Annotated in this window: 26 protein-coding genes and 1 pseudogene; 13 read left to right on the top strand and 14 right to left on the bottom strand. The window is 60.8% G+C overall.

Translation table 11 applies throughout. The features are described 5' to 3' along the window. Nucleotides 1–86: 86 nt before the first annotated feature. From AWU82_RS23030 to AWU82_RS23000, 7 genes are all read right to left on the bottom strand, one after another. Nucleotides 87–1,088, bottom strand: coding sequence for a glycosyl transferase family protein (locus tag AWU82_RS23030; RefSeq protein WP_064380669.1), 1,002 nt, complete (start codon nt 1,086–1,088; stop codon nt 87–89). Then, nucleotides 1,085–1,420, bottom strand: coding sequence for a TusE/DsrC/DsvC family sulfur relay protein (locus tag AWU82_RS23025; RefSeq protein WP_064380667.1), 336 nt, complete (start codon nt 1,418–1,420; stop codon nt 1,085–1,087). Before AWU82_RS23025 ends, AWU82_RS23030 begins: the two co-directional genes overlap by 4 nt. Next, nucleotides 1,417–1,710, bottom strand: coding sequence for a sulfurtransferase complex subunit TusB (tusB, locus tag AWU82_RS23020; RefSeq protein WP_064380666.1), 294 nt, complete (start codon nt 1,708–1,710; stop codon nt 1,417–1,419). Before tusB ends, AWU82_RS23025 begins: the two co-directional genes overlap by 4 nt. Continuing rightward, on the bottom strand, nt 1,710–2,066 hold the full coding sequence (gene tusC, locus AWU82_RS23015) for a sulfurtransferase complex subunit TusC (RefSeq protein WP_007958208.1): 357 nt from the start codon (nt 2,064–2,066) through the stop codon (nt 1,710–1,712). Before tusC ends, tusB begins: the two co-directional genes overlap by 1 nt. 1 nt (nt 2,067) lies before the next feature. Further along, on the bottom strand, nt 2,068–2,460 hold the full coding sequence (gene tusD, locus AWU82_RS23010) for a sulfurtransferase complex subunit TusD (protein WP_064384074.1): 393 nt from the start codon (nt 2,458–2,460) through the stop codon (nt 2,068–2,070). A gap of 100 nt (nt 2,461–2,560) precedes the next feature. Then, nucleotides 2,561–3,262, bottom strand: coding sequence for a YoaK family protein (locus tag AWU82_RS23005; RefSeq protein ID WP_064380664.1), 702 nt, complete (start codon nt 3,260–3,262; stop codon nt 2,561–2,563). 24 nt (nt 3,263–3,286) lie between these two features. Then, complete coding sequence (locus tag AWU82_RS23000) at nt 3,287–3,616, bottom strand: DUF6388 family protein (RefSeq protein ID WP_064380662.1); 330 nt, start codon at nt 3,614–3,616, stop codon at nt 3,287–3,289. Nucleotides 3,617–3,751: 135 nt separating this feature from the next. On the opposite strand from AWU82_RS23000, the gene AWU82_RS22995 reads away from it, so the two are divergent. Further along, nucleotides 3,752–4,102: a hypothetical protein gene (locus AWU82_RS22995; protein WP_064380660.1), complete on the top strand. Its 351-nt coding sequence runs from the start codon at nt 3,752–3,754 to the stop codon at nt 4,100–4,102. A gap of 63 nt (nt 4,103–4,165) precedes the next feature. On the opposite strand, the gene AWU82_RS22990 is transcribed toward AWU82_RS22995, so the two are convergent. After that, nucleotides 4,166–4,591, bottom strand: a complete 426-nt coding sequence (locus AWU82_RS22990; RefSeq protein ID WP_064380658.1) for a GNAT family N-acetyltransferase — start codon at nt 4,589–4,591, stop codon at nt 4,166–4,168. Between the two features lie 137 nt (nt 4,592–4,728). On the opposite strand from AWU82_RS22990, the gene AWU82_RS22985 reads away from it, so the two are divergent. From AWU82_RS22985 to AWU82_RS22970, 4 genes and pseudogenes are all read left to right on the top strand, one after another. Further along, nucleotides 4,729–5,166 carry a hemerythrin domain-containing protein gene (locus AWU82_RS22985; RefSeq protein ID WP_011334931.1) on the top strand — a complete coding sequence of 146 codons (438 nt, stop codon included), beginning with the start codon at nt 4,729–4,731 and terminating at the stop codon, nt 5,164–5,166. Nucleotides 5,167–5,389: 223 nt separating this feature from the next. Continuing rightward, on the top strand, nt 5,390–6,025 hold the full coding sequence (locus AWU82_RS22980) for a lytic polysaccharide monooxygenase auxiliary activity family 9 protein (RefSeq protein WP_064380656.1): 636 nt from the start codon (nt 5,390–5,392) through the stop codon (nt 6,023–6,025). A gap of 40 nt (nt 6,026–6,065) precedes the next feature. Further along, nucleotides 6,066–7,091, top strand: a pseudogene (locus tag AWU82_RS22975) (chitinase); the annotation flags it as partial. Between the two features lie 142 nt (nt 7,092–7,233). Then, nucleotides 7,234–7,824, top strand: a complete 591-nt coding sequence (locus tag AWU82_RS22970; RefSeq protein ID WP_064380653.1) for an NUDIX domain-containing protein — start codon at nt 7,234–7,236, stop codon at nt 7,822–7,824. On the opposite strand, the gene AWU82_RS22965 is transcribed toward AWU82_RS22970, so the two are convergent. Beyond that, nucleotides 7,821–8,336, bottom strand: a complete 516-nt coding sequence (locus tag AWU82_RS22965) for a methylated-DNA--[protein]-cysteine S-methyltransferase (RefSeq protein WP_064380651.1) — start codon at nt 8,334–8,336, stop codon at nt 7,821–7,823. The two genes, AWU82_RS22970 and AWU82_RS22965, sit on opposite strands and share 4 nt — an antisense overlap. 136 nt (nt 8,337–8,472) lie before the next feature. Between AWU82_RS22965 and ggt the strand changes: the two genes are divergently transcribed. From ggt to AWU82_RS22950, 3 genes are all read left to right on the top strand, one after another. After that, nucleotides 8,473–10,200, top strand: a complete 1,728-nt coding sequence (gene ggt, locus AWU82_RS22960; protein WP_064380649.1) for a gamma-glutamyltransferase — start codon at nt 8,473–8,475, stop codon at nt 10,198–10,200. A gap of 66 nt (nt 10,201–10,266) precedes the next feature. Next, nucleotides 10,267–10,800 (top strand): cysteine hydrolase family protein, encoded by a 534-nt coding sequence (locus tag AWU82_RS22955; RefSeq protein WP_064380647.1) that lies wholly within the window; start codon nt 10,267–10,269, stop codon nt 10,798–10,800. Nucleotides 10,801–10,908: 108 nt separating this feature from the next. Next, nucleotides 10,909–11,928, top strand: coding sequence for a lysozyme inhibitor LprI family protein (locus tag AWU82_RS22950; protein ID WP_064380645.1), 1,020 nt, complete (start codon nt 10,909–10,911; stop codon nt 11,926–11,928). 4 nt (nt 11,929–11,932) lie between these two features. On the opposite strand, the gene AWU82_RS22945 is transcribed toward AWU82_RS22950, so the two are convergent. After that, the gene (locus AWU82_RS22945) at nt 11,933–12,574 is read right to left on the bottom strand and encodes a TetR/AcrR family transcriptional regulator (RefSeq protein WP_064384073.1); all 642 of its coding nucleotides are present in this window, start codon (nt 12,572–12,574) and stop codon (nt 11,933–11,935) included. Nucleotides 12,575–12,697: 123 nt separating this feature from the next. Here AWU82_RS22945 and AWU82_RS22940 point away from each other — a divergent pair, with 123 nt between their 5' ends. After that, entirely contained in the window at nt 12,698–13,156 is a 459-nt protein-coding gene (locus AWU82_RS22940; RefSeq protein WP_064380643.1) for a GNAT family N-acetyltransferase, read from the top strand. 5 nt (nt 13,157–13,161) lie between these two features. On the opposite strand, the gene AWU82_RS22935 is transcribed toward AWU82_RS22940, so the two are convergent. Further along, nucleotides 13,162–13,461, bottom strand: coding sequence for a DUF7693 family protein (locus tag AWU82_RS22935; RefSeq protein ID WP_064384072.1), 300 nt, complete (start codon nt 13,459–13,461; stop codon nt 13,162–13,164). Nucleotides 13,462–13,635: 174 nt separating this feature from the next. On the opposite strand from AWU82_RS22935, the gene AWU82_RS22930 reads away from it, so the two are divergent. Beyond that, complete coding sequence (locus tag AWU82_RS22930; protein ID WP_064380641.1) at nt 13,636–15,081, top strand: SulP family inorganic anion transporter; 1,446 nt, start codon at nt 13,636–13,638, stop codon at nt 15,079–15,081. A gap of 126 nt (nt 15,082–15,207) precedes the next feature. Here AWU82_RS22930 and AWU82_RS22925 read toward each other — a convergent pair whose 3' ends face one another. Then, nucleotides 15,208–15,732 carry a carboxymuconolactone decarboxylase family protein gene (locus AWU82_RS22925; RefSeq protein ID WP_064380639.1) on the bottom strand — a complete coding sequence of 175 codons (525 nt, stop codon included), beginning with the start codon at nt 15,730–15,732 and terminating at the stop codon, nt 15,208–15,210. A 134-nt stretch (nt 15,733–15,866) separates the two neighbouring features. On the opposite strand from AWU82_RS22925, the gene AWU82_RS22920 reads away from it, so the two are divergent. Then, a complete protein-coding gene (locus AWU82_RS22920; RefSeq protein WP_064380638.1) occupies nt 15,867–16,688 on the top strand; it encodes an AraC family transcriptional regulator in 822 nt (273 codons plus the stop codon). 3 nt (nt 16,689–16,691) lie between these two features. Here the strand turns inward: AWU82_RS22920 and AWU82_RS22915 are convergent, their stop codons facing one another. Then, the gene (locus tag AWU82_RS22915) at nt 16,692–17,585 is read right to left on the bottom strand and encodes a DMT family transporter (protein ID WP_064380636.1); all 894 of its coding nucleotides are present in this window, start codon (nt 17,583–17,585) and stop codon (nt 16,692–16,694) included. Nucleotides 17,586–17,674: 89 nt separating this feature from the next. Here AWU82_RS22915 and AWU82_RS22910 point away from each other — a divergent pair, with 89 nt between their 5' ends. Next, nucleotides 17,675–19,006 carry an aminotransferase-like domain-containing protein gene (locus tag AWU82_RS22910; RefSeq protein WP_064380635.1) on the top strand — a complete coding sequence of 444 codons (1,332 nt, stop codon included), beginning with the start codon at nt 17,675–17,677 and terminating at the stop codon, nt 19,004–19,006. A gap of 55 nt (nt 19,007–19,061) precedes the next feature. After that, nucleotides 19,062–19,448, top strand: coding sequence for a c-type cytochrome (locus tag AWU82_RS22905; RefSeq protein ID WP_064384071.1), 387 nt, complete (start codon nt 19,062–19,064; stop codon nt 19,446–19,448). A 100-nt stretch (nt 19,449–19,548) separates the two neighbouring features. On the opposite strand, the gene AWU82_RS22900 is transcribed toward AWU82_RS22905, so the two are convergent. Next, entirely contained in the window at nt 19,549–21,228 is a 1,680-nt protein-coding gene (locus AWU82_RS22900; protein WP_064380633.1) for a sensor domain-containing diguanylate cyclase, read from the bottom strand. Between the last annotated feature and the right edge of the window lie 64 nt (nt 21,229–21,292).

Genomic DNA, 21,292 nt, shown 5'->3' with positions numbered 1-21,292 from the left:
AGACTCCAGAAACCAGTAATCGTTGGAGCCGAGTCTATTCCGATGAGTTCGAACAAAAAGCGCAAAGATCGGGCGTTTATGATCGGTTAAATCGATTTATCCCGCGCGGCCCAGTATTGCTCGGCAGTTTCGAAAGCCTGCTCACGGCTCTGACCGAGGCCACGCAGTGCCAACGCCATGGTCGAAATCAGCGCCATTTGCGGGTAACTGTCGATCACATCCCCACGCCAGACGGCCTTCAAATGCTCGATATCCAGCGAAGAAGGTTTGACGTGACGCTGCGCCGACAGCTGCGGCCATTCCTCGTCCCAGCTCTCGCCGCCAGTGGTGCCGTACAAGTGGCTGTCGGCATCCGGATTGATCTCGATTTCGCCGCCGTCGCCCTTGATCACGATTGCGGTGTCGCCAAGCAGCCCGCTGGCATCGCGATGCACCGCTTGATAACCGGGATGGAAAATACTCTGCAGACCGCAACGCGCACCCAGCGGATTGAGAATCCGCGCCAGCGAATGAATCGGCGAGCGCAGACCGAGGGTGTTGCGCAGGTCGATCATCCGTTGCAGCTGCGGCGCCCAGTCCACCAGCGGCATGAACGCCAGTCCACCGTTATCCAGCGCCGCGCCGACCTGTTGCCAGTTGCGACACAGTGGGATTTTCAGCTGACCGAGCAATTGTTCGGAATACAAACGCCCGGCGGTGTGGGCGCCGCCGCCGTGCATGAAGATACGCACGCCGTTCTGTGCCAGGCACTTGGCGACCAGCAGATACCATGGCAGGTGACGCTTCTTGCCGGCATAGGTCGGCCAGTCCAGATCGACGTTCAGTGCTGGCGCCTGCAAGCGCTCGCGCAGGGCCTCGGTGAACCCGGCCATTTCCTCGGCGCTTTCTTCCTTGTGCCGCAGTAGCATCAGGAAGGCGCCGAGCTGGGTTTCTTCGACCGCTTCGTCGAGCACCATGCCCATGGCTTCCCGCGCTTCCTCGCGGGTCAGGTCGCGGGCGCCGCGCTTGCCCTTGCCGAGGATGCGCACGAACTGGGCGAACGGATGTTCGGCGGGCGTTTCGAGGGGCAGCGCTGGATAGTCGGTCATAGGCAATTCGTCGGTTTGGGCAGGCCCGCCAGTTTCGCGGCGAGTTTGGCAGGGGTGCCTTTGAACAGTCGGTTCAGGTGCAGGCTGTTGCCTTTCTCCGCGCCGAGCTTGAGCGCGGTGTACTTGATCAGCGGCCGGGTGGCCGGAGACAACTGGAATTCGGCATAGAAGCTGCGCAGCAGTTCGAGGATTTCCCAATGTTCCGGGCTCAGCTCGATGTCTTCGGCAGCGGCGAGGGCGCTGGCGACTTCGGCCGACCAGTCGTTGAGGTCGACCAGGAAGCCGTCCTTGTCCAGTTCGATGGCGCGGGTGCCGACGGTCAGCGCATTCATAGCCAGGAGTTGACCTTGTCGTGGTGGATCGACAACTCGACGAAGGCGGGGTAATCGATGGCTTCGGCCCAGTCCGGAACCTGCACGGCACGGGCTTGCGCGTCTTCGGCCAGCACGAACAATTTCACCTGACGAGATTCCAGCGCACTGAACGGCGCAGTGCCAGGTTGCAGCGCATAAGCGGCATCGCCCGACAGCAACAGCGCATCGCTGGCACCCAGCAGGCGCAGGCAACTGGTCAGGCGTTCGTCACCGAACGGGGAGTGGGACAATACATGCAAAGTCGACATCAGAGGGTGATCACCTGGTCGTAACGGTCAATGAGGGCGGTGATTTGCTCGGCGGCCAAAGGCTGCGCCTCGTCCAGTGAGCGATCGCCGAGGCCGCGCGCACTGGCGCTGTCGGCGCAGTAGAACAGCTCTTCGACGCCGAACATCGGCAGCGCTTGCAGGTTGGCGCTCAGGTCTTTCTGCTGCAGTGCCTTGGCGTTTTGCCCGGCCGCCAGTTGCAACACACCGTCATCGAGAAACAGCAGACCGATCGGCAGATCGAAGGCGCCGCCGGCGAGTACGATGTCCAGCGCTTCGCGGGCGCCGGGGCCGGACCACGGCGATTGGCGGCTGATGATCAAAAGGGATTTGGCCATGTCAGGCGCCTCCGAAACAGATCAGGCGGTCGGCATCCTGCACCGCGTCATGCAACTGGCCGAGGCCGGACAATTCCCACGGCGCGCTGACGGCCACGGCATCACGCTGATAACGCCCGGCTTCCTCGGTATTCAACACGCCACGGCGCAGGGCCGCGGCGATGCACACCACGCCGTCGAGGTTTTGTTCGGTGATGAAAGATCGCCACTGCTTGGGCAGGTTCAGTTCGTCCTGCGGTGTGACCACCGCGTCGGACGCGTTGTGGACGCCGTCCTGATAGAAAAACAGCCGGACAATCTCATGTCCGCCGGCCAGTGCGGCTTGGGCGAATAGCAGGGCGCGGCGCGAGGAGGGCGCATGGGCGGCGGAAAACAGCGCAATGGCGAACTTCATGACGGACTCGATCAGCAAAACTGCGGCCATGATAAAGCTTTCTCGGCGGGGCGGCGAAGTCGATGTTTCCCGTGTCCGTCCTGATGCGATCAGGTGTCTGTCAGCGCGGCATGTAGCCCAACTGCCAGCGCCGCGGAATTTTCAGGGTCAGCAGCCCCAGAACGCCAGCGAACAGACCGCTGACCAGCATCGCCCGAAGTCCCAGATGATGCTCCAGCACCGCCCCCAGAATGGCGCCGACCAGCATCCCGCTCCACGGCACCATTTGCACCCGCCAGCCGCTTCGCCGTTCGCCGAGCACCCAGCGGCCCAATCCACGGCCGAATCGGGACAGGGCGCCGGTGACGTACGTCAGCCCGACCGGCAGACCGTTCACTTCCTCCACCGCTGCGTTGAGCATACCCATCGCAACAATCGCTGCCAGCAGGGCCGGCAGTTGCGTGTCAAAGGGCCAGGCTGCCAAACAGAGCAGAGCGGCGATGGACAACAACAGGGGCAGCGCCCGCCGTCCACCCAGTCGGCTGACTACAACCCCGAGGGCATTACCGACAATGAACGTCGCGACGAGCAGGATCAGCCTTATTGTCAGTCCGCTGTCGCCATCGCTGATCGCCACCGCCAGCCGCGTGGTGTTGCCGCTCATGAAGGAAACGAAATCGCCGCTGGCCATGAAGCCGATAGCGTCGGTCATGCCGGCCAGTACCGACAGGCTGGCAACCAGCGCCAGGCCCACACGGCCGCGCCATTTCTGTATGTGAAGATGTCCGGGGCTGGCGCGGTGGGTCGAAGTCGAAGGCAGCATCGATAAAGCGTCCTTGAGCAGGGGTTATGGTTCTATGCCATACAGATCGCAGTATTCCAGCCAGTCCATGCCGGCCATTTCCGCCACTTCGCGATGCACATCCAGGCGTTGCGCCTGATATTCCTCGGGCGTCGCGGCAGTCAGTTGCAAGGTCAGTTCCCAGGCAAACAATCCTTGGCCTTCGGCCTCGGCTTCGAAGGCTTCGTGCAGGCGTTCTTCGCGGTACTGCGCCTGCGTTTCGCCCTTGGCCTGGGCCAGCAGCGGGTTGAGGTGGTCAAGGGCTTCGCGCAGTTCCGGACGCGCATCGAGAAACAGTTTCAGGGCCTGTTCGTGTCGCTGGTCAGTAGGCGCCATGGGCTTTCCTTGTAAGGCTGATGAACGTTAATGTGCCGCAGCGGCCGGCATGTGTCGCGCTCTAAATGCAGTAAAGCAGAACGATTTTTCCGGCTGCGGTGATACAGTCCGCTTTTTTCCGAATGAGCGAATGCAATGCGAATGCTGATGGTGGCACTGGCGGCAACCCTGCTGGCCGGTTGCGCGGGCTCGGCGATGGAAGACGCCCGCACGCAAACCCCTTACAAGACCCTGAGCTCGGAGAAGCCCGAAAAAGACGTGGCCCGATGCGTTCAGTTCGCCTGGCAGGACGAGGCGGTGTTCGGCGTGGACGCGGCGGCGTATCTGCAACCGGGCAAGAAGGGCGGTTCGACGGTCTACACGCGCTCGGCGGAGTCGTTCGTCGACTTGAGCACGGATGCGTCCGGCACCGTGCTGAATTACTACGCGCAGAAGGATGATTTTGTGGCCAAGCGCCGCTTGGCGGCGTTGGCGACCTGTCTGTAATGGGCAGCTGAATGCGTTGACGCTACGCGACCCTCGCCAGCCTGCGGGCGGGGGTCGCTGAATTCAATCAATCAAACGCTTCTGGAAAAAATGCCGCTTGTGCCCCAGCGGATAATCCACAATCTCGCCACACTCGGTATACCCCAGTTTTTTGTAGAACCCGGGCGCCTGAAAATCAAAGGTATCGAGCCAGATCCCCACGCAGTCTTTTTCTCGGGCGAACTCCTCGACCATGTTCATCAGCTTCGAGCCGATGCCCTGTCCCCGGCCTTGTTCCGGCACCGCCAGTAACTCGATAAACAACCACCGATAGAATGTGTGCCCATAAAGGCCACCGAGGATTGCGTCGTTGTCGTCGCGCACCAGCAGCGCGACCGGTTCGTACAGCGACGGCCCGGCCTTGGCGATGTTATGGGCACGCAGCGGCGCCAGGATGGCCGCGCGCTGTTCTTCGGTGGGGTCCTGTGACAGCTCGATCCGCAACGTCATGTTGTCTTCCTTGTAGTAATGAATCGGCAGCCTATCGCGCTACCGTCGGTTGAAGCAATCGCTTGGAACCGTTGCTCCTGCGCCGCGGTCTAGCCCTTCAGGGCGTCCATCCGGAACGCGTTTGCCTGGGAGATTCCATGAACATTTTCGAAGCCCTGCGTGAAAGCCACGATCGTCAGCGGACCTATGCGAAATCGTTGATCAAGACCAGCGGTGACACCCCGGAAAGGGTCGAGGCCTACAAGCAGTTGAAGGCTGAGCTGCAAGCCCATGAAACGGCTGAAGAGCGCCATTTCTATATTCCGCTGATGGAGTACGACAACGGTATCGACCTCAGTCGGCATGCCATCGCCGAGCACCATGAAATGGACGAAATGATGGAAGAGCTCGACGAGACCGAGATGTCCAGCCCGGCCTGGTTGGCCACGGCGAAAAAGCTTTCGGAGAAGGTCCATCACCACTTGCAGGAAGAAGAGCAGAAATTCTTCCAGATGGCCGGCAAATTGCTCGACGACAAGCAAAAGGTACAGCTCGCCGGGCAGTATCAAAAGGAGTTCGAGGCACAGCTTCCCTGAACCGGTAAATGCGGGTTTTTGTAATAACGCGGTGTAGTCCTTTTGCCCTTCGTTGGGTGAGCGTCGTCGTAATGCACTGTGTTTATATACAGTGTTTTCGGCGTTTTTCGAGTTTCGCCAAGGCAGACTGCGACAAAACCGCCGATGGACAAAAAATCCCCCTCCGTTAGCTTGAAGGCCTCTCCTCGGACAGGAGAGTTCTTAAATCAACGGAGTGAAAAACATGAACCAACCACAAGCTCAAACCCAACTGCGACACGGTCGCGTCATCTCCCCTGCAAGCCGCGGTGCGGTGGCCATCGAGCAAGGATTGCTCGGTGGCTGGCAGGTCAACGAAATGGAAGGTGGCAAGAACTTTCCGGCGCTGGCAGCCGGCCCGTTCCCCGCGCCGTTCGAAAGCGACAATCCGAGCGTCGTGCCGCCGGCTGACGGCTATATTCTCAGCGGCGGCAAAAACGACGCACGTGACTGCGTGAACTTCACCGCAGAAGAAATGAGCAAGAAGCTCGGGCGTCCGTTCTCCTGGCCGCTGCTCAATGTCACGCCTGGCCAGACCCTTGAGGTCAAGTGGGAGTACACCGCGCCGCACACCACCCGCGGTTACCGCTGGCTGATCACCAAGGATGGCTGGGACCCCAAACAACGCATCACCCGAGCGCAACTGGAGGCTCAACCGTTCGCCGAGGATTTCTATCCGCAAGTGCCGTACTACAGTCATGCGGCGGAATTGAAAGCCAAGGTCAATCACGCGGTGAAACTGCCGGACAACAAGCACGGGCATCACGTCATCGTCCTGATGTGGATCGTCGCCAACACCGGCAACGCCTTCTATCAGGCCTTCGATGTGGACTTCAAATAAGCCCGCAACGTCAAACTCACACGTTCTGAAGGATTAGAACATGTCAAACATCGACTTTACCCTATTGAAAAGCCAGGCCAGCGACGCCGCGTCGCTGATGCCGAGCCTTGCCGGCAAGAAGATCCTCATGGGCTTCTGGCACAACTGGCCGGCCGGCCCGAGCGATGGTTACCAGCGCGGCCAGTTCGCCAACATCACCCTGGAAAACGTGCCCAAGGAATACAACGTGGTTGCGGTGGCCTTCATGACGGGCAGCGGGATTCCGACCTTCAAGCCGTTCAACGTCTCCGATGCCGAGTTTCGCCGTCAGGTCGGCGTGCTCAACAGTCAGGGACGGGCCGTGCTGATTTCACTGGGCGGTGCCGATGCGCACATCGAATTGCGCGCCGGTCAGGAGCAACCGCTGGCCAATGAAATCATCCGTCTGGTGGAAACCTACGGTTTTGATGGCCTGGACATCGATCTTGAGCAGAGCGCGATTGATTTCGCTGCCAACAAGACCGTCCTGCCGGCCGCGCTGAAACTGGTCAAGGATCACTACGCCGGCCAGGGCAAGCATTTCATCATCAGCATGGCGCCGGAGTTCCCGTACCTGACCACCTCCGGCAAATACGTCGGTTATCTGCAGGCGCTGGAAGGCTATTACGACTTCATCGCTCCGCAGTTCTACAACCAGGGTGGCGACGGGGTCTGGGTGCCGGAGGCCAATAACGGCAACGGGGCGTGGATCGCTCAGAACAACGACGCGATGAAAGAGGACTTCCTCTATTACCTGACCGAGAGCCTGGTCACCGGCACTCGCGGTTTTACGAAGATCCCGGCGGACAAGTTCGTCATCGGCCTGCCGTCCAACGTCGATGCTGCTGCCACCGGTTACGTGATCGACAAAACCGTGGTCGGCAACGCGATGAAACGCCTGGCGGTCAAAGGGCATCCGATCAAGGGCCTGATGACCTGGTCGGTGAACTGGGACAACGGCACCAGCAAGGATCGCGTGCCGTACAACTGGGAATTCAGTCGGCGTTATGGACCACTGATTCACGGGGCGCCGTCTGCGGCGCAGGGCACTGATGCCGCAACGGTGAACGTCGCTCATCAGTAGTCAGTGAAGGAAAAGCCCGGTAGCGCTGCCGGGCTTTTTTCGTCGGCGGTTCGCATTATTTCACCTACCATGGCCATCTTCCGATGACAAAAAAGGATCAGGCGTCATGTCCAACACAGCCGAGCGGGTCAACATCGTCGATACCCAGGTGTTGTCCCACGACTGGTATCTGCTCAAGAAAATCACCTTCGACTATCACCGTAACAACGGTGACTGGCAGCGTCAGACGCGCGAGGTCTACGACCGTGGCAATGGTGCGGCAATTCTGCTGTTCAACCGCGAGCAACGCACCGTGGTGCTGACCCGGCAGTTCCGCCTGCCGGTATTCGTCAACGGTCACGACGGATTGCTGATCGAAGTGGCGGCGGGATTGCTTGAGGGCGCGGCGCCGGAGCAGCGCATCCGCGACGAGGCGGAGGAGGAAACCGGTTATCGCGTGCATGACGTGAAGAAGGTGTTCGAGGCCTACATGAGCCCCGGCTCGGTGACTGAGAAACTGCACTTTTTCATCGCCGAGTACGATGCCTCGTCAAAGGTCAGTGAAGGGGGCGGTCTGGAAGAGGAAACAGAAGAACTTGAAGTGCTGGAGTGGCGTTTCGACGACGCGCTGGCGGCGTTCCAGCGGGGTGAAATCTGCGATGCCAAGACCATCATGCTGCTGCAGTACGCGGCGATGAATAACCTGTTCGGCGGTTAAAACAGATCGCCGGTTTTACCGATGTCCGACCACTGGCCACCCTCCAGAGTCAGCAAGCGCTCCTTGGCTTCCAGGCCTCCGGCAAACCCGGTCAGTTTTCCTGAGGCGCCGATGACTCGATGGCACGGTGCAATGATCGAGATCGGATTGCGCCCGTTCGCCGCGCCAACGGCACGCACCGCGCTCGGGTGGCCGATCTGTTCGGCGATCTGGCTGTAGGTCCGGGTTTCGCCAAACGGAATGGTCAGCAACGCGGCCCAGACCTTTTTCTGGAATTCGGTGCCGGCAAAGTCCAGCTCCAGATCGAACGCGTTTCGCGTTCCTGCAAAATATTCTTCCAGCTGTCGCGCGGCTTTCATCAATACCGGGTTGTCCGGTGCCTCGCTCATTGGCCCGAGGCGCACCCGGTTCGGTTTGTCGTTTTCCCAGAGGATGGCGGCCAGACGTGAGCCGTTCGCGACCAGCTTCAACTCGCCGACGGGCGAGGGCAGGGTGATGAACGTGTAGGTCATGGGTAGAACTCCGGGACGGGGGTGAAAACTGCGCCCAGCATACTGCCGGATCGGGGAGGCGCAAACCGCAATCACGACCATACTGGCTGATGCTCTTGAAGCGCTTTCCTACCTTATAAAAAGAAGAGACCGACTCATGAAGTACGAACCTTTTGCCAAATCGCTGATGGCGACCTCATTGGCGCTCAGTTGCCTGATGGCTCACGCCGCCTCGGTTGCTCCGGTCGCCGCCGAAAACGGCATGGTGGTCACCGCCCAGCACCTGGCCACTCACGTGGGCGTCGACGTATTGAAAAGTGGCGGCAACGCGGTGGATGCGGCGGTCGCCGTGGGTTATGCACTGGCGGTGGTTTACCCGGCGGCGGGCAACCTCGGTGGTGGTGGTTTCATGACCATTCAACTGGCGGACGGACGCAAGACCTTCCTCGATTTCCGCGAAAAAGCCCCGCTGGCCGCGACGGCCAACATGTATCTCGACAAGGACGGCAACGTCATTCCGGACCTGAGTACCCGTGGCCACCTCGCGGTGGGCGTTCCGGGCACCGTGTCCGGCATGGAGCTGGCGCTGAGCAAGTACGGCACCAAACCGCGCAAGGAAATGATTGCCCCGGCCATCAAACTGGCCGAAGACGGTTTTGCGCTGGAGCAGGGCGACGTTGAGCTGCTGGAATACGCCACCGACGTGTTCAAGAAGGACATCAAGGATTCCGGTGCGATCTTTTTGAGCAACGGCGAGCCGATGCAGGTCGGGCAGAAACTGGTGCAGAAGGATCTGGGTAAAACCTTGCGCACCATTTCCGAAAAAGGCGCCGACGGCTTCTACAAAGGCTGGGTGGCCGATGCTATCGTCACGTCCAGTCAGGCCAACAAGGGCATCATCACCCAGGCCGACCTCGACAAGTACAAGACCCGCGAATTGGCCCCGGTGGAGTGCGACTATCGCGGTTATCACGTGGTATCGGCACCGCCGCCAAGCTCCGGCGGCGTCGTGATCTGCCAGATCATGAACATTCTCGAAGGCTATCCGATGAAGGATCTGGGCTTCCATTCGGCCCAGGGCATGCATTACCAGATCGAGGCGATGCGCCACGCATACGTGGATCGCAACAGTTATCTGGGCGACCCGGATTTCGTGAAAAACCCGATCGAACACCTGCTGGACAAGAACTACGCGACCAAACTGCGTGACGCGATCCAGCCGCAGAAGGCCGGCGTGTCGGCGGAACTCAAGCCCGGCGTCGCGCCCCATGAAGGCAGCAACACCACGCACTACTCGATCGTCGACAAATGGGGCAACGCGGTCTCGGTCACCTACACCCTCAACGACTGGTTCGGCGCCGGCGTGATGGCGAGCAAGACCGGAGTGATCCTCAACGATGAAATGGACGACTTCACCTCCAAGGTCGGCGTGCCGAACATGTACGGCCTGGTGCAGGGCGAGGCCAACGCCATTGCTCCGGGCAAGGCGCCGCTGTCCTCGATGAGCCCGACAATTGTCACCAAGGACGGCAAAGTGGTGATGGTGGTCGGTACGCCGGGCGGCAGTCGCATCATTACCGCGACGTTGCTGACCATGCTCAACGTCATCGACTACGGTATGGGACTTCAGGAAGCGGTCGACGCGCCGCGTTTCCACCAGCAGTGGATGCCGGAGGAAACCAACCTCGAAGACTTCGCCGCCAGCCCCGACACGAAGAAGATTCTCGAGAGCTGGGGCCACAAGTTCGCGGGCCCGCAAGACGCCAACCACATCGCCGCGATTCTGGTCGGCGCACCATCGCTGGGTGGCAAACCGGTCGGCAAGAACCGCTTTTACGGTGCCAACGACCCACGGCGCAACACCGGGTTGTCATTGGGTTACTGAGCGGAGTAAAAAGGGGGCGGGCACACGTCCGCCCCTGTCTCAAGGACCGATCAAGGAAGGCTCACCATGACCACCGCATTGCTGATCATCGATGTCCAGCGCGCCCTGTGCACAGGCGAATACGAGTGCCACGACATCAAACGGGTGATCGATACCATCAACGGCCTCAGCGCCCGCGCGCGTCAATCAGGTGTGCCAGTGGTGCTGATTCAGCACAACGAAAAGGACAGCCCGTTCGCTCACGGTGCCGAAGGCTGGCAATTGGCTGAAGGCCTGAACACCGCGCCCGGCGATCTGCGCGTCGACAAGACCGCCAACGACTCGTTCTACCAGACCAACCTGCAGAAACTGATTCCCCGGGAAGACTTCGACCGCCTGGTGATCTGCGGCATGCAAACCGATTACTGCGTCAACGCCACCGTGCGTCAGGCCCACCAGCTGGGCTACGACGTGGAGCTGGCGGCCGACGCCCACACGACGGTCGACAACGGCAACATGAGCGCCGAAGACATCATCGCCGAACACAACAAGGACTGGGCGCAACTGACCGGTTCTGTAGCGCGGATCGATGTGAAGCCGGCGGCTGAAATCAGATTCTGAGTCGTTCTTGCACAAGAGCCCGGTTGTCCGCCAGCAACCGGTGAAAAATCAGAGCATCAATAGCCCAGGCCCGGCATACTGCCGCCGCCTCAGGAATGGAATCTGTCGATGCTCGCTTTCAATCTCCGTCACGCCTTGCTGCTGACGTCTCTCGTATTTGCTACCACCTCCCACGCTGCCAGTTTTGACTGTGCTGGAGCTTCCAGTCCGGTTGAAAAAGCCGTTTGTGCGGATCCGTATACCTCGAGTCTCGATGAAAAACTCGGGGCGCTCTGGCGGACAGCGTTGGCGCAGGTGGCTGACCCGCAAGCGCTCAAGGCTGATCAAAGAGCATGGTTGAAGAACCGCAGCCTTTGTGGCGCTGAACCGGCGTGCTTGCATCGTGAATATCTGATGCGCCTGACTGAGCTGAAATATGCGACCAGAACGTTCTCATGGGATGCCACATGGCAGTTGATTCCTCACGGGGTGAACTCGGCATCCGAAGTGATCATCAAGCGTCAAGACTCCACACACATCCGCTTTGGGATTTCAGCACAGGAGGGCGCCAACTCTGGTGAATTGGAAGGTATTGCTGTGTTGAACGGTGGTGAAGCCCGTTTCGAAGAAGGTAGTTGCACGCTTGTTTTTCGAGCGATCAATGGTGTACTGGACGTCACACAGAATGGCGATGACGTTGATTGCGGTGCCGGTATGGGTGTCTTTTATTCAGGTCGTTATGTGGCGTCTGAAAAACCACTATCGATGAATTACAACCTGTTGAGCCTTGGACTTGCTCGTACGCAGCAAGAGGATCAGGCGATGCATAAACTGCTCAAGGGTGATTATCAGAAACTGGTGGACCGTACGAGTACGATGACCGTCGGCGACCCGGCGGTTGATGTGCCTGATGCAGAGGTCATCGAGATGTGGGTACGTGGGCTGGGCAATATGAACGCGGCCATTCTGATGCGTGCGGCCAGTAACCGTTTCTGGGTGCTGATGTTGGTGCCTGAAAAAGAGGGCCATACGCGAGCCCGTTACTACACCAATGTACCGGAATGGAAAAAGCGCCTGCCTGCTCAGTTCCAGGCATGGTACGAGCGGATGGAAGGCGACCGCACGCTTCCGCTGGATTTCATGCCCTGACGCTTCAGGTCGCAAACAGCACGTCACGGATTTCCCCCTTCCGTGGAGCCACGACCCCCTCCAGCACCAGCCGCGTAATCGTCTCCGCCGCCACCGCATAATCCTCATCCTGCGGCACCTCCCGCCCGGTGATGCGCCCCATTTGCCAGCCGATGTTGGTGTAGGTGCGCGTCGCCGACCAGATGAACAGCATCAAATGCTCTGGATCGACCGGCGCCAGCAGCCCGCGGTCGATCCAGCTGCGCAGGCACTCGACATTACGCCGGGCTTCGCAATGCAGCAGGTCGCGGCATTCGTCGGGCAACTGACGGCCGCCGAGCAGCAACTCACCACTGAAAACCTTGGCGATCGCCGGATGCTCACGGGCGATGCGGATGCGCGCGGCAATGTAGGCGCGCATGCCGATCAGCGGGTCATCGCTTTCGCGCAGCACCGCCGAAGCTTCCAGCAACGGTTCGACAAAGCCGAGCAGCACTCTGCCGTAGAGGTTTTCCTTGCTCTGGAAGTAGTAATAAAGATTGGCCTTGGGCACACCGGCGCGGGCGGCGATGTCGCGGGTCTGGGTCGCGTCGAAGCCGTTGGCGGCGAATTCTTCACTGGCGGCGGCCAGGATCAGTTGCTGGTTGCGTTCGCGGATGCTGCTCATGGACGGCATGGAGGTCTGGCCATTTCGGGTTCGTAATATACAAAACTATATAGCGAGTAAGCCAGCGAACTCGCTCCTCAGCGCTATGCTGGTTTCAATTTCGGTAACCTCAGGAAAATCACAATGACCCTTCAGGCCCTGCGCGCCACGACGACTCGCCTCGACGCGGCGGCGAAGCTGTTCGACGCCTATCGCGGCTTTTATGGCCAGCCGTCGAACCTCGAGCAATCGCGAGCCTTTATTGCCGAGCGGATGGCCGGCAATGAATCGGCGATTTTTCTGGTTGAGGATGAAAGCGGTGAGGCGCTCGGATTCGTCCAGCTGTATCCGACGTTTTCCTCGATTGATGCCCATCGCACGTGGTTGCTCAGCGATCTGTTCACCACGCCGGCCGCCCGAGGTCGTGGAGTCGGACGATTGCTGATGAATACCGCCCGCGACTTCGCCGTCGAAACCGGCGCCAAGGGACTGGTGCTGGAAACCGCCACCGACAATGTCACCGCCCAGGGATTGTACGAATCACTCGGTTGGATACGTGACACTGGCTATTACACCTACCTGCTGGACTTGCGGCAGGGCTGATCCGGTCAGCCGACCTGAGCCAGCAATCGCTCGATCTGCGCCAGCTCCCAGGTGCTGAGCAGGCTGACCGGGTCGGTGCCGAAACGCTGAGTCGTGTCGAGTCGCCACACCCGATCTTCCGGGCTCCGACATTGCAGACAGTGGTGCAGGCGCTGACCGTCAAAGTCGAGCAACAGCCGCCAGCCGTCGATCTCGACCGAGATCTGTCCAGGCCGGTATTCCTGCGCAATACGCTGTAACGCGTAAACCTCCAACGCCGCATCGCGCAAGCGCTGGCAGACTTCGCGAGTGGATAGCGGTGACATGTTCAAACCCGTTGCTCGATGAAGCGTGCAAGCATAGAGCGCCAACCCGTTCCTGTCAGCGATCACTGGCCCACGCCGGTGCATTTGCGTAACATCCGCAACCCTCTTTTTCCGCGGCGCTCTTTTGCGCCAATGCATGCGGCCGCGCCCGTCGGCCGCTCTGTCAGGTAAGCCATGAAACCGATTCGTCTGCGCGCCGATGTCCTGGCCGGACTCACCACCTCGTTTGCCCTGTTGCCCGAATGCATTGCGTTTGCGCTGGTGGCCCACCTCAACCCGCTGATGGGCCTGTACGGCGCCTTCATCATTTGCACGCTGACCGCGCTGTTCGGTGGCCGGCCGGGCATGGTCTCCGGGGCGGCGGGTTCGATGGCGGTGGTGATCGTCGCGCTGGTGGTGCAGCACGGCGTGCAATATCTGTTGGCGACGGTGTTGCTCGGCGGCTTGATCATGATGGCGTTCGGGCTGTTGCGACTGGGCAAACTGGTGCGCATGGTGCCGCACCCGGTGATGCTCGGGTTCGTCAACGGCCTGGCGATCATCATTGCGCTGGCGCAACTGGAGCATTTCAAGAGCGGCGAGCAGTGGCTCAGCGGCACGCCGTTGTACCTGATGACCGGGCTGGTGCTGCTGACCATGGCCATCGTCTACATCCTGCCGCGCCTGACCCGCGCGGTGCCGCCGGCACTGGTGGCGATCCTCGGCGTCGGTTTGCTGGTTTACCTGTTCGGCCTGCCAACCCGCACCCTCGGCGACATGGCGCACATCGCCGGCGGTCTGCCGAAGTTTGCGCTACCGGACATCCCTTGGAATCTCGACACCCTGCGCATCATCGCCCCCTACGCGATTCTGATGGCGCTGGTCGGCCTGCTGGAAACCCTGCTGACCCTCAACCTTACCGACGAAATCACCGAAACCCGTGGCTACCCGGACCGTGAATGCGTGGCGCTGGGCGCGGCAAACGTGGTCTCCGGTGCATTCGGCGGCATGGGCGGTTGCGCGATGATCGGCCAGACCGTGATCAATCTGAGTTCCGGCGGGCGAGGACGGTTGTCCGGCGTGGTGGCGGGTGTGTTGATCCTGCTGTTCATTCTGTTTCTGTCGCCGCTGATCGAGCGCATTCCGCTGGCGGCGCTGGTGGGGGTGATGTTCGTGGTGTCGCAACAGACGTTTGCCTGGGCTTCGTTGCGGGTGCTGAACAAAGTGCCGCTCAACGATGTGCTGGTGATCATCGCGGTAACGACCATCACGGTGTTTACCGATCTGGCCACGGCCGTGCTGTGCGGGATCATCATCGCCGCGCTGAATTTTGCCTGGCAGCAGGCGCGCGAGCTCTACGCCGATGAGCATCTGGAAGCGGACGGCAGCAAACTCTATCGCCTGCACGGCACGCTGTTTTTTGCCTCGACCACGCCGTTCCTCAATCAATTCGACCCGTCCAGCGATCCGCAACGGGTGACGCTGGATTGCCGGCACCTGAGCTTTGTCGATTACTCGGCCATCGCCGCGCTGAAAACCCTGCGCGAACGCTACGCCAAGGCGGGCAAGCAGTTGCAGGTGTTTCACCTGTCCGAACGCTGCAAGAAATTGCTGAAACGCGCCGGGGTCGATCACGACTGACGCGTCCGACGCAGTACAAAATTCAATGTGGGAGCGAGCTTGCTCGCGATGGCGGAGTATCAATCGACAAAGATGCTGACTGATCCACTGCCATCGCGAGCAAGCTCGCTCCCACAGTTTTTTGCATTACGCTGGATTTTCGATGGCGGGGAAATCGATGTCGGTCAGTGCCGCGTTGTTCAGGTAGTTGGTGAGGGTTTGCGCGGCGACGATGGCGATCACTTCGATGATTTTCTTGTCGTCGATGCCGGCGGCGCGGGCGGCGGCAATCTGCTCATCGCTCAGATGACCACGGGTTTCGGTCAGTTGATGGGCCAGGGTGGCGAAAGCATTCAGCCGACCGTGACGCGCTTCGACGATTTCTTCTGCTGCCAGCCCGGCCTTGCTGGCGAACAGAGTGTGCGCCGCCAGGCAATAGTCGCAACCGTTGACTTGCGAGGTGGCCAGGTACACCGCTTCTTTTTCCTTGGCACTCAGGGATGTCTTGCCCAGGGTTGCCGAGATTTGCACGTAGGCATCCAGCGCGACAGGTGCGACGGCCAGGGTCTTGAACAGGTTCGGCAGGAAGCCGATTTTTTTCTGCACGCCTTCAAGCACTGGGCGAGTGGCGTCGGTGGCGGTTTCGAGGCTGAGAGGGGCAATGCGGCTCATGGTGATTCTCCGAAAGTCCGGTGCGAAGTGCGCCGGGGATGGAGTGAATGCTACGGAGCGCGGCTGGTGCTTTGGGTGCAAATCGTCGAGGATATGCGACAGATCGTCCAAACCTGCCCTTGCGAGAATCAGCCATGGATCGCCTTTCCACGTTGCTCAGCCATTTCGGTGTCAATGCCGGTACCTTTCACAGTGGCACGTTTTGTGGGGTGAGCGCCTACGGCGGCGATCAGGTGTGCGGGCATGTGCATTTGCTCCAGGCGGGAGAGCTGTTGCTCAAACCGGGAAACGATCCTGAACTCTTGCTCAATGAACCGACCCTGATCTTTTTCCCTCGCCCCATGGCCCATCGCTTGTTTGCCAACGAAGCCATGGGCACGCAACTGGTGTGCGCTTCGCTGACGTTTGACGGCGGCTCGGGCAATGCCCTGGCGGCGGCACTGCCGGATTACCTGGTGCTGAAACTCGCCGATCTGCCGGAAATGGCCAACACCTTGGAGTGGCTGTTCAAGGAAGCCTTCGACGGCCATTGCGGGCGAGAAGCGGTGATGGACCGGTTGTTCGAATTGCTGGTGATTCTGCTGCTGCGCCACCTCATCAGCAGTCGCAACCAGCAGCCCGGCATGATGGCGGGGCTGGCCGATCCGAAGATTTCCCGAGCCTTGAACCTGATGCACGAGCAGCCGGCCAAGGCCTGGAGCGTCGCCGAACTGGCAAGCGCGGCCAATCTATCCCGCGCCGGTTTTGCCGAACATTTCCGGCGGGTGGTGGGGCAGACGCCGGTGGATTATCTGGTGAACTGGCGGATCAGCCTCGCGCAGAAACGCCTGCGCGAGGGACGGCCGATCGCCCTGATCGCCGAAGAGGTCGGCTATGAAAGTCCCTCGGCGCTGGCCCGGGCGTTCCGGCGCAAGACTGGGCTCAGCCCGCGTGAATGGAAGGCCGGTGCGAGCTGAAGACTATCTGGCAAATTTCTTTGCCCCGGCCACGCACAGGATCACCCCCAGCGTGACGACCAGCATGCCCATGCTGACATGCTCGTGCAGCAACGTCGCGGCCAGTGCCAGACCGAAGAATGGCTGCAACAACTGCAACTGTCCGACCGCCGCAATCCCGCCCTGAGCCAGCCCGCGATACCAGAACACGAAACCGATCAGCATGCTGAACAGCGAAACGTAAGCCAGGCACACCCACGCCGACAGGCTGATACCACTGAACGAGGCGGGCGCCAGCCAGACACTCAGCACGGCCATCACCGGCAACGACAGCACCAGCGCCCAGCAAATCACCTGCCAGCCGCCGAGGGTGCGCGATAGTTTGGCGCCTTCGGCGTAACCGAGGCCGCAGGCGAGAATCGCCGCCAGCATCAGCAGATCCCCGGTGGGCGAAGCGGTCAGGCCTTGCGAAATCGCGAAGCCGACCACCAGCGAACTGCCCAGCACCGAAAAAATCCAGAACACCGGACGCGGCCGTTCGCCGCCACGCAGCACGCCGAAAATCGCCGTCGCCAGTGGCAGCAATCCTACGAATACAATCGAATGCGCCGACGTCACGTATTGCAGCGCCAGGGCCGTCAACATCGGGAAACCCACGACCACGCCCAGCGCCACAATCAACAACGACAACCACTGATCCCGCGCCGGACGTCGCTCGCGAAACAGCCACAACAGGCACAGCGCCAGGGCGCCGGCGATGGTCGCGCGGATGACGGTGAGGAACACCGGATCGAACTCCAGCACCGCCAGCCGCGTGGCGGGCAACGAGCCGCTGAAGATCACGACGCCGATGAAGCCATTGATCCAGCCGCTGGTTTTTTCCAGGGCCGGGGTGCCGAGGTGGGAGGTTCGTTCCATGGGTGTGGCGCTCGGAGGTGGGTTGCGTCGAATCGATCCTAGGGCTGAGAATCAAGACAATCAAAAAATTGTCATGGATACAGCCCGACATGCCGCGCTCCCGCTACAAGACCCTTGTCGACACCTTTGCGGCTGACATCCGCGCCGGCCGCCTGTTGCCCGGCACGCGTTTGCCGACTCACCGGCAATTGGCAGCCAGCGAAGGGCTGGCGCTGGTCACAGCGTCGCGGGTGTACGCCGAGCTCGAGGCCATGGGCCTGGTCAGCGGCGAAGCCGGGCGCGGCACGTTTGTGCGGGAAACGTCGTTGTTGCCGGGGCAGGGCATCGACCAGAAAGACGTCGCGGTGGGCATGATCGATCTGAACTTCAACTACCCGTCATTGCCGGGGCAGGCAGAGTTGCTGCGCACCGCGTTGCGACAGCTGGCGCTGTCCGGCGACCTCGAAGCGCTGCTGCGCTATCAGCCCCACGCCGGTCGCCAGCATGAAAGGGCCTCGGTGGCGCGGCACCTGCAAACCCGGGGCTTGAGTGTCGAGGCCGAGCAGGTGCTGATCGTCAACGGCGCGCAGCAAGGGCTGGCAGTCACGTTGATGGCGCTGTTCAAGCCCGGTGATGTGATCGCCGCCGACGCCTTGACCTATTCCGGATTCAAAGTGCTGGCCGAAGCGCTGCACCTGGAAGTGGTGGCGATTCCCGTGAATGAGCAGGGCCCCGATTTGACGGCCCTCGACAAACTCTGCCGCCAACGATCGGTGCGTGCGGTGTACAGCATGCCGACCCTGCACAATCCACTGGGCTGGGTGATGCCTTTGGAACAACGTGAGGATTTGATCGCGATTGCCCGCCGACATGATCTGACGATCATCGAAGATGCGGCCTACGCCTTTCTGGTCGATAGCCCACCACCGCCGTTGGCCGATCTGGCGCCGGAGCGCACGGTCTACGTGTCGGGCCTGTCAAAAAACATCGCCACCGGCCTGCGTGTCGGTTTCATCGCCGCGCCGGTCGAGCGGGTGGCGGCGCTGGAGAGGATCATCCGCGCCACTACCTGGAACACCCCCGGCGTGATGACCGCTATCGCCTGCGGCTGGCTCGACGACGGCACCGTCACCTTGCTCGAAGCGCAAAAGCGTAGCGACGCCCAGGCCCGGCAAGCTCTGGTTGCGCAGGTTCTCGAAGGCCTGCCGACTGTCGGCCATCCCTCTTCGTATTTCCTTTGGTTGCCACTGCCCGAAGACGTTCGGGCCGACCATATCGTGGTCGAGTTGATGCACGAGCAGGTTTCGGTCACCACCGCCGAGCCCTTCACCGTGTCCGCCCATGTCCCCCACGCGATTCGTCTGGCGTTGGGATCGGTGGACATGCTTGCCCTGCGTCAAGCCTTGCTCAAAGTCCGCCACGTCGTGGGCGCCTACCTGTAGCGCAAGTGACCGCGCAGGATTACCCTTGGCGCCGCCGAAGACCTGGAAATCCCTGATGAAAAACGCTGCACTGACTTTCGCCCTGATCCTCAACGCTGGCCTGCTCAGCACACCCGTTCTGGCTGCTGGTGACGCTGAGGCCGGCGCAAAAATCTTCCCGCGTCTGTGCGGCGGTTGTCATCAAGTCGGTGAATCTGCCCGCCCGGGATTCGGCCCCGAACTCAACGGCATCATCGGCCGTCCGGCGGGGACGTCGGCGAATTACGTGTATTCCGATGCGATGAAAAACTCAGGCCTGACCTGGGATCGTGAAACGCTGACGAAGTATCTGAAAGATCCGAAAGGCGTGGTGCCAGGCACGCGTATGATCTTCTGGGGGCTGAGTGACGAGGAGAAGATTGATAATTTGTTGGCGTATCTTCAGACCTTTTCTCAGCAATGAAGCGTCTGTTCGGGAGCTGCGCGATGCAGTTCCCGTTCACTGTGAAGAACTGCCGGCAGCGATTGCCCGGTTGAAGACCAACATCTGATTCAATTGCAGGTCAGCCGAGTCCGGCCACTTCGGTGAGTGACGTCTGGCAGGCTACGCGATTACGACCCGCGGCTTTCGCCTGATACAACTGTTGATCAGCACGTTTGAGCAGTGCTGTCGGAGCATTGTCGGCCGGGTCGGCAAGGCCGACACCGATGCTGACCGTCACCGGGCCGACCGCTGGAAAGGTCGCTGCGGCAATCGCTGATCGAATCTTTTCGGCGACGATATCGGGCGTATCGGGCTTGGCGATTTCCGGCAGCAGCACCGCAAATTCTTCGCCTCCGTAACGGGCGACGAAATCCGTGCTCCGGATGCTGATCTGGATCAGCTGCGCCAATTGCTGCAACACGTCGTCGCCGGCCGCATGGCCGTGAGTGTCGTTGATGTGCTTGAAGTGATCGGCATCAATCAGAAGCAATGCAAACGGCCGCCCGGTACGACGGAACAGCAGGCTGTATTCGGTGAGTTTTTCGTCGAAGCGGCGGCGGTTGTAGACACCGGTCAAGCCATCGTGGGTGGCCAGGTTCAGCAGCTCGGCGTTGGCCAGGGTCAGGGCCGCCGTGCGTTGGGCGACGGTGGCTTCGAGCGAAGCGTTGGTCTCTTGCAGCTCACGCTCCTTGGCAAGCAGCGACTGGGTCATGGCATCGATGGACTGGCCGAGCTGGGCAATTTCCCGCACGGGATGCCGGAGCGGAAAGTACGCACCAGGCTGGTTGTTCTGCACTTTTTGGGCTGAACGCGCGAGGTGCTCGATGGGTCGGCTCAGGTACAGCGCCAGGTAATACGCTACCAGTCCGAATGCCACGGCGGCGAAAACACCCAGCAACAGCAATTTATAAAACAGCAGTCGCGCCGGTTGCAGCGCAGTGTCCAGTGGTTGACGCACGGCAATCGACCACGACAGCGCGGTGCCCGTAGGCGTCGGCACAGTCACCTCGCTGGTCAGGTACCCGTTGCCGACGACCCAGCCCGGGGACTTCTGATCCTTGGCCGGCATTTGTTGACCAACCAGCGCTTCCGGGTACAGCACCTTGCCGTCGTGATCGATGATCAGCGCTTCGATATCCGGCTCCGCCCCCTTGTGCGACATCGCTGCCGATTCGACGATGTGCGTGACCCAGCTCCAGTGCGCATGGGCGCCGAGCACACCGATCACCTGGCCATCGGCGTTGCGGATGGGCGCGGCGAAGTCGATGAAGCGCAATGGCTCGCCGTTGGGCAGACCCGGCAACAGTTTCGCCAACAAAACGGCTTCGTGCGGATCGCCGGTGTATTCCCCGCGCAAACCGGCCTGAAACCACGTGCGCTGTTGCACGACCTGACCGACCAGCAAACCGTTTACTGCCTGATGCACACGCCCCTGAGCATCGGTCACACCCATCCACGCATACTCGGAGCGGGCCTCGGTGCGCAGCTGCATCGATTTGAGAATTGCCGGATTGTCCAGATCGCCGCGTTCCAGATGCGGCGCCCGGCTGAGCAGATAGACCTCCAGTTGCCGCTCGCGCAACTGCTCGCCCAGCAGCGTCGCCGCCGACCGCGCGGTACTCAGCAGCGCATTGCCGCTGGCGCGTTTCATTTGTTCAGTGGCGATATCACCGACGTAAAAGCCCACGCTCAATAGCGTCAGCAGAGACAAACCGGCAAACCAAAGGGTCAGGTGGCTGCGCAGACTGGCTTTGAGCATGGAGAAATGTCTGTTTTTATTGAAGTGGCGCCATGGTATGCGACATCGCGGACGGGCTGCCAGC

This window comes from Pseudomonas glycinae, from assembly GCF_001594225.2.
GTDB classification, from domain to species: domain Bacteria; phylum Pseudomonadota; class Gammaproteobacteria; order Pseudomonadales; family Pseudomonadaceae; genus Aquipseudomonas; species Aquipseudomonas glycinae.
Note: the sequence above shows the minus strand (reverse complement) of the source record. Positions and strands in the feature narration are given on the sequence as shown.

What these genes read in the sequence shown, in the direction of transcription:
- AWU82_RS23030 (WP_064380669.1), bottom strand. Translation starts at nt 1,088, where the DNA reads ATGACCGACTATCCAGCGCTGCCCCTCGAAACGCCCGCCGAACATCCG.
- AWU82_RS23025 (WP_064380667.1), bottom strand. Translation starts at nt 1,420, where the DNA reads ATGAATGCGCTGACCGTCGGCACCCGCGCCATCGAACTGGACAAGGAC.
- tusB (WP_064380666.1), bottom strand. Translation starts at nt 1,710, where the DNA reads ATGTCGACTTTGCATGTATTGTCCCACTCCCCGTTCGGTGACGAACGC.
- tusC (WP_007958208.1), bottom strand. Translation starts at nt 2,066, where the DNA reads ATGGCCAAATCCCTTTTGATCATCAGCCGCCAATCGCCGTGGTCCGGC.
- tusD (WP_064384074.1), bottom strand. Translation starts at nt 2,460, where the DNA reads ATGAAGTTCGCCATTGCGCTGTTTTCCGCCGCCCATGCGCCCTCCTCG.
- AWU82_RS23005 (WP_064380664.1), bottom strand. Translation starts at nt 3,262, where the DNA reads ATGCTGCCTTCGACTTCGACCCACCGCGCCAGCCCCGGACATCTTCAC.
- AWU82_RS23000 (WP_064380662.1), bottom strand. Translation starts at nt 3,616, where the DNA reads ATGGCGCCTACTGACCAGCGACACGAACAGGCCCTGAAACTGTTTCTC.
- AWU82_RS22995 (WP_064380660.1), top strand. Translation starts at nt 3,752, where the DNA reads ATGCGAATGCTGATGGTGGCACTGGCGGCAACCCTGCTGGCCGGTTGC.
- AWU82_RS22990 (WP_064380658.1), bottom strand. Translation starts at nt 4,591, where the DNA reads ATGACGTTGCGGATCGAGCTGTCACAGGACCCCACCGAAGAACAGCGC.
- AWU82_RS22985 (WP_011334931.1), top strand. Translation starts at nt 4,729, where the DNA reads ATGAACATTTTCGAAGCCCTGCGTGAAAGCCACGATCGTCAGCGGACC.
- AWU82_RS22980 (WP_064380656.1), top strand. Translation starts at nt 5,390, where the DNA reads ATGAACCAACCACAAGCTCAAACCCAACTGCGACACGGTCGCGTCATC.
- AWU82_RS22970 (WP_064380653.1), top strand. Translation starts at nt 7,234, where the DNA reads ATGTCCAACACAGCCGAGCGGGTCAACATCGTCGATACCCAGGTGTTG.
- AWU82_RS22965 (WP_064380651.1), bottom strand. Translation starts at nt 8,336, where the DNA reads ATGACCTACACGTTCATCACCCTGCCCTCGCCCGTCGGCGAGTTGAAG.
- ggt (WP_064380649.1), top strand. Translation starts at nt 8,473, where the DNA reads ATGAAGTACGAACCTTTTGCCAAATCGCTGATGGCGACCTCATTGGCG.
- AWU82_RS22955 (WP_064380647.1), top strand. Translation starts at nt 10,267, where the DNA reads ATGACCACCGCATTGCTGATCATCGATGTCCAGCGCGCCCTGTGCACA.
- AWU82_RS22950 (WP_064380645.1), top strand. Translation starts at nt 10,909, where the DNA reads ATGCTCGCTTTCAATCTCCGTCACGCCTTGCTGCTGACGTCTCTCGTA.
- AWU82_RS22945 (WP_064384073.1), bottom strand. Translation starts at nt 12,574, where the DNA reads ATGAGCAGCATCCGCGAACGCAACCAGCAACTGATCCTGGCCGCCGCC.
- AWU82_RS22940 (WP_064380643.1), top strand. Translation starts at nt 12,698, where the DNA reads ATGACCCTTCAGGCCCTGCGCGCCACGACGACTCGCCTCGACGCGGCG.
- AWU82_RS22935 (WP_064384072.1), bottom strand. Translation starts at nt 13,461, where the DNA reads ATGTCACCGCTATCCACTCGCGAAGTCTGCCAGCGCTTGCGCGATGCG.
- AWU82_RS22930 (WP_064380641.1), top strand. Translation starts at nt 13,636, where the DNA reads ATGAAACCGATTCGTCTGCGCGCCGATGTCCTGGCCGGACTCACCACC.
- AWU82_RS22925 (WP_064380639.1), bottom strand. Translation starts at nt 15,732, where the DNA reads ATGAGCCGCATTGCCCCTCTCAGCCTCGAAACCGCCACCGACGCCACT.
- AWU82_RS22920 (WP_064380638.1), top strand. Translation starts at nt 15,867, where the DNA reads ATGGATCGCCTTTCCACGTTGCTCAGCCATTTCGGTGTCAATGCCGGT.
- AWU82_RS22915 (WP_064380636.1), bottom strand. Translation starts at nt 17,585, where the DNA reads ATGGAACGAACCTCCCACCTCGGCACCCCGGCCCTGGAAAAAACCAGC.
- AWU82_RS22910 (WP_064380635.1), top strand. Translation starts at nt 17,675, where the DNA reads ATGCCGCGCTCCCGCTACAAGACCCTTGTCGACACCTTTGCGGCTGAC.
- AWU82_RS22905 (WP_064384071.1), top strand. Translation starts at nt 19,062, where the DNA reads ATGAAAAACGCTGCACTGACTTTCGCCCTGATCCTCAACGCTGGCCTG.
- AWU82_RS22900 (WP_064380633.1), bottom strand. Translation starts at nt 21,228, where the DNA reads ATGCTCAAAGCCAGTCTGCGCAGCCACCTGACCCTTTGGTTTGCCGGT.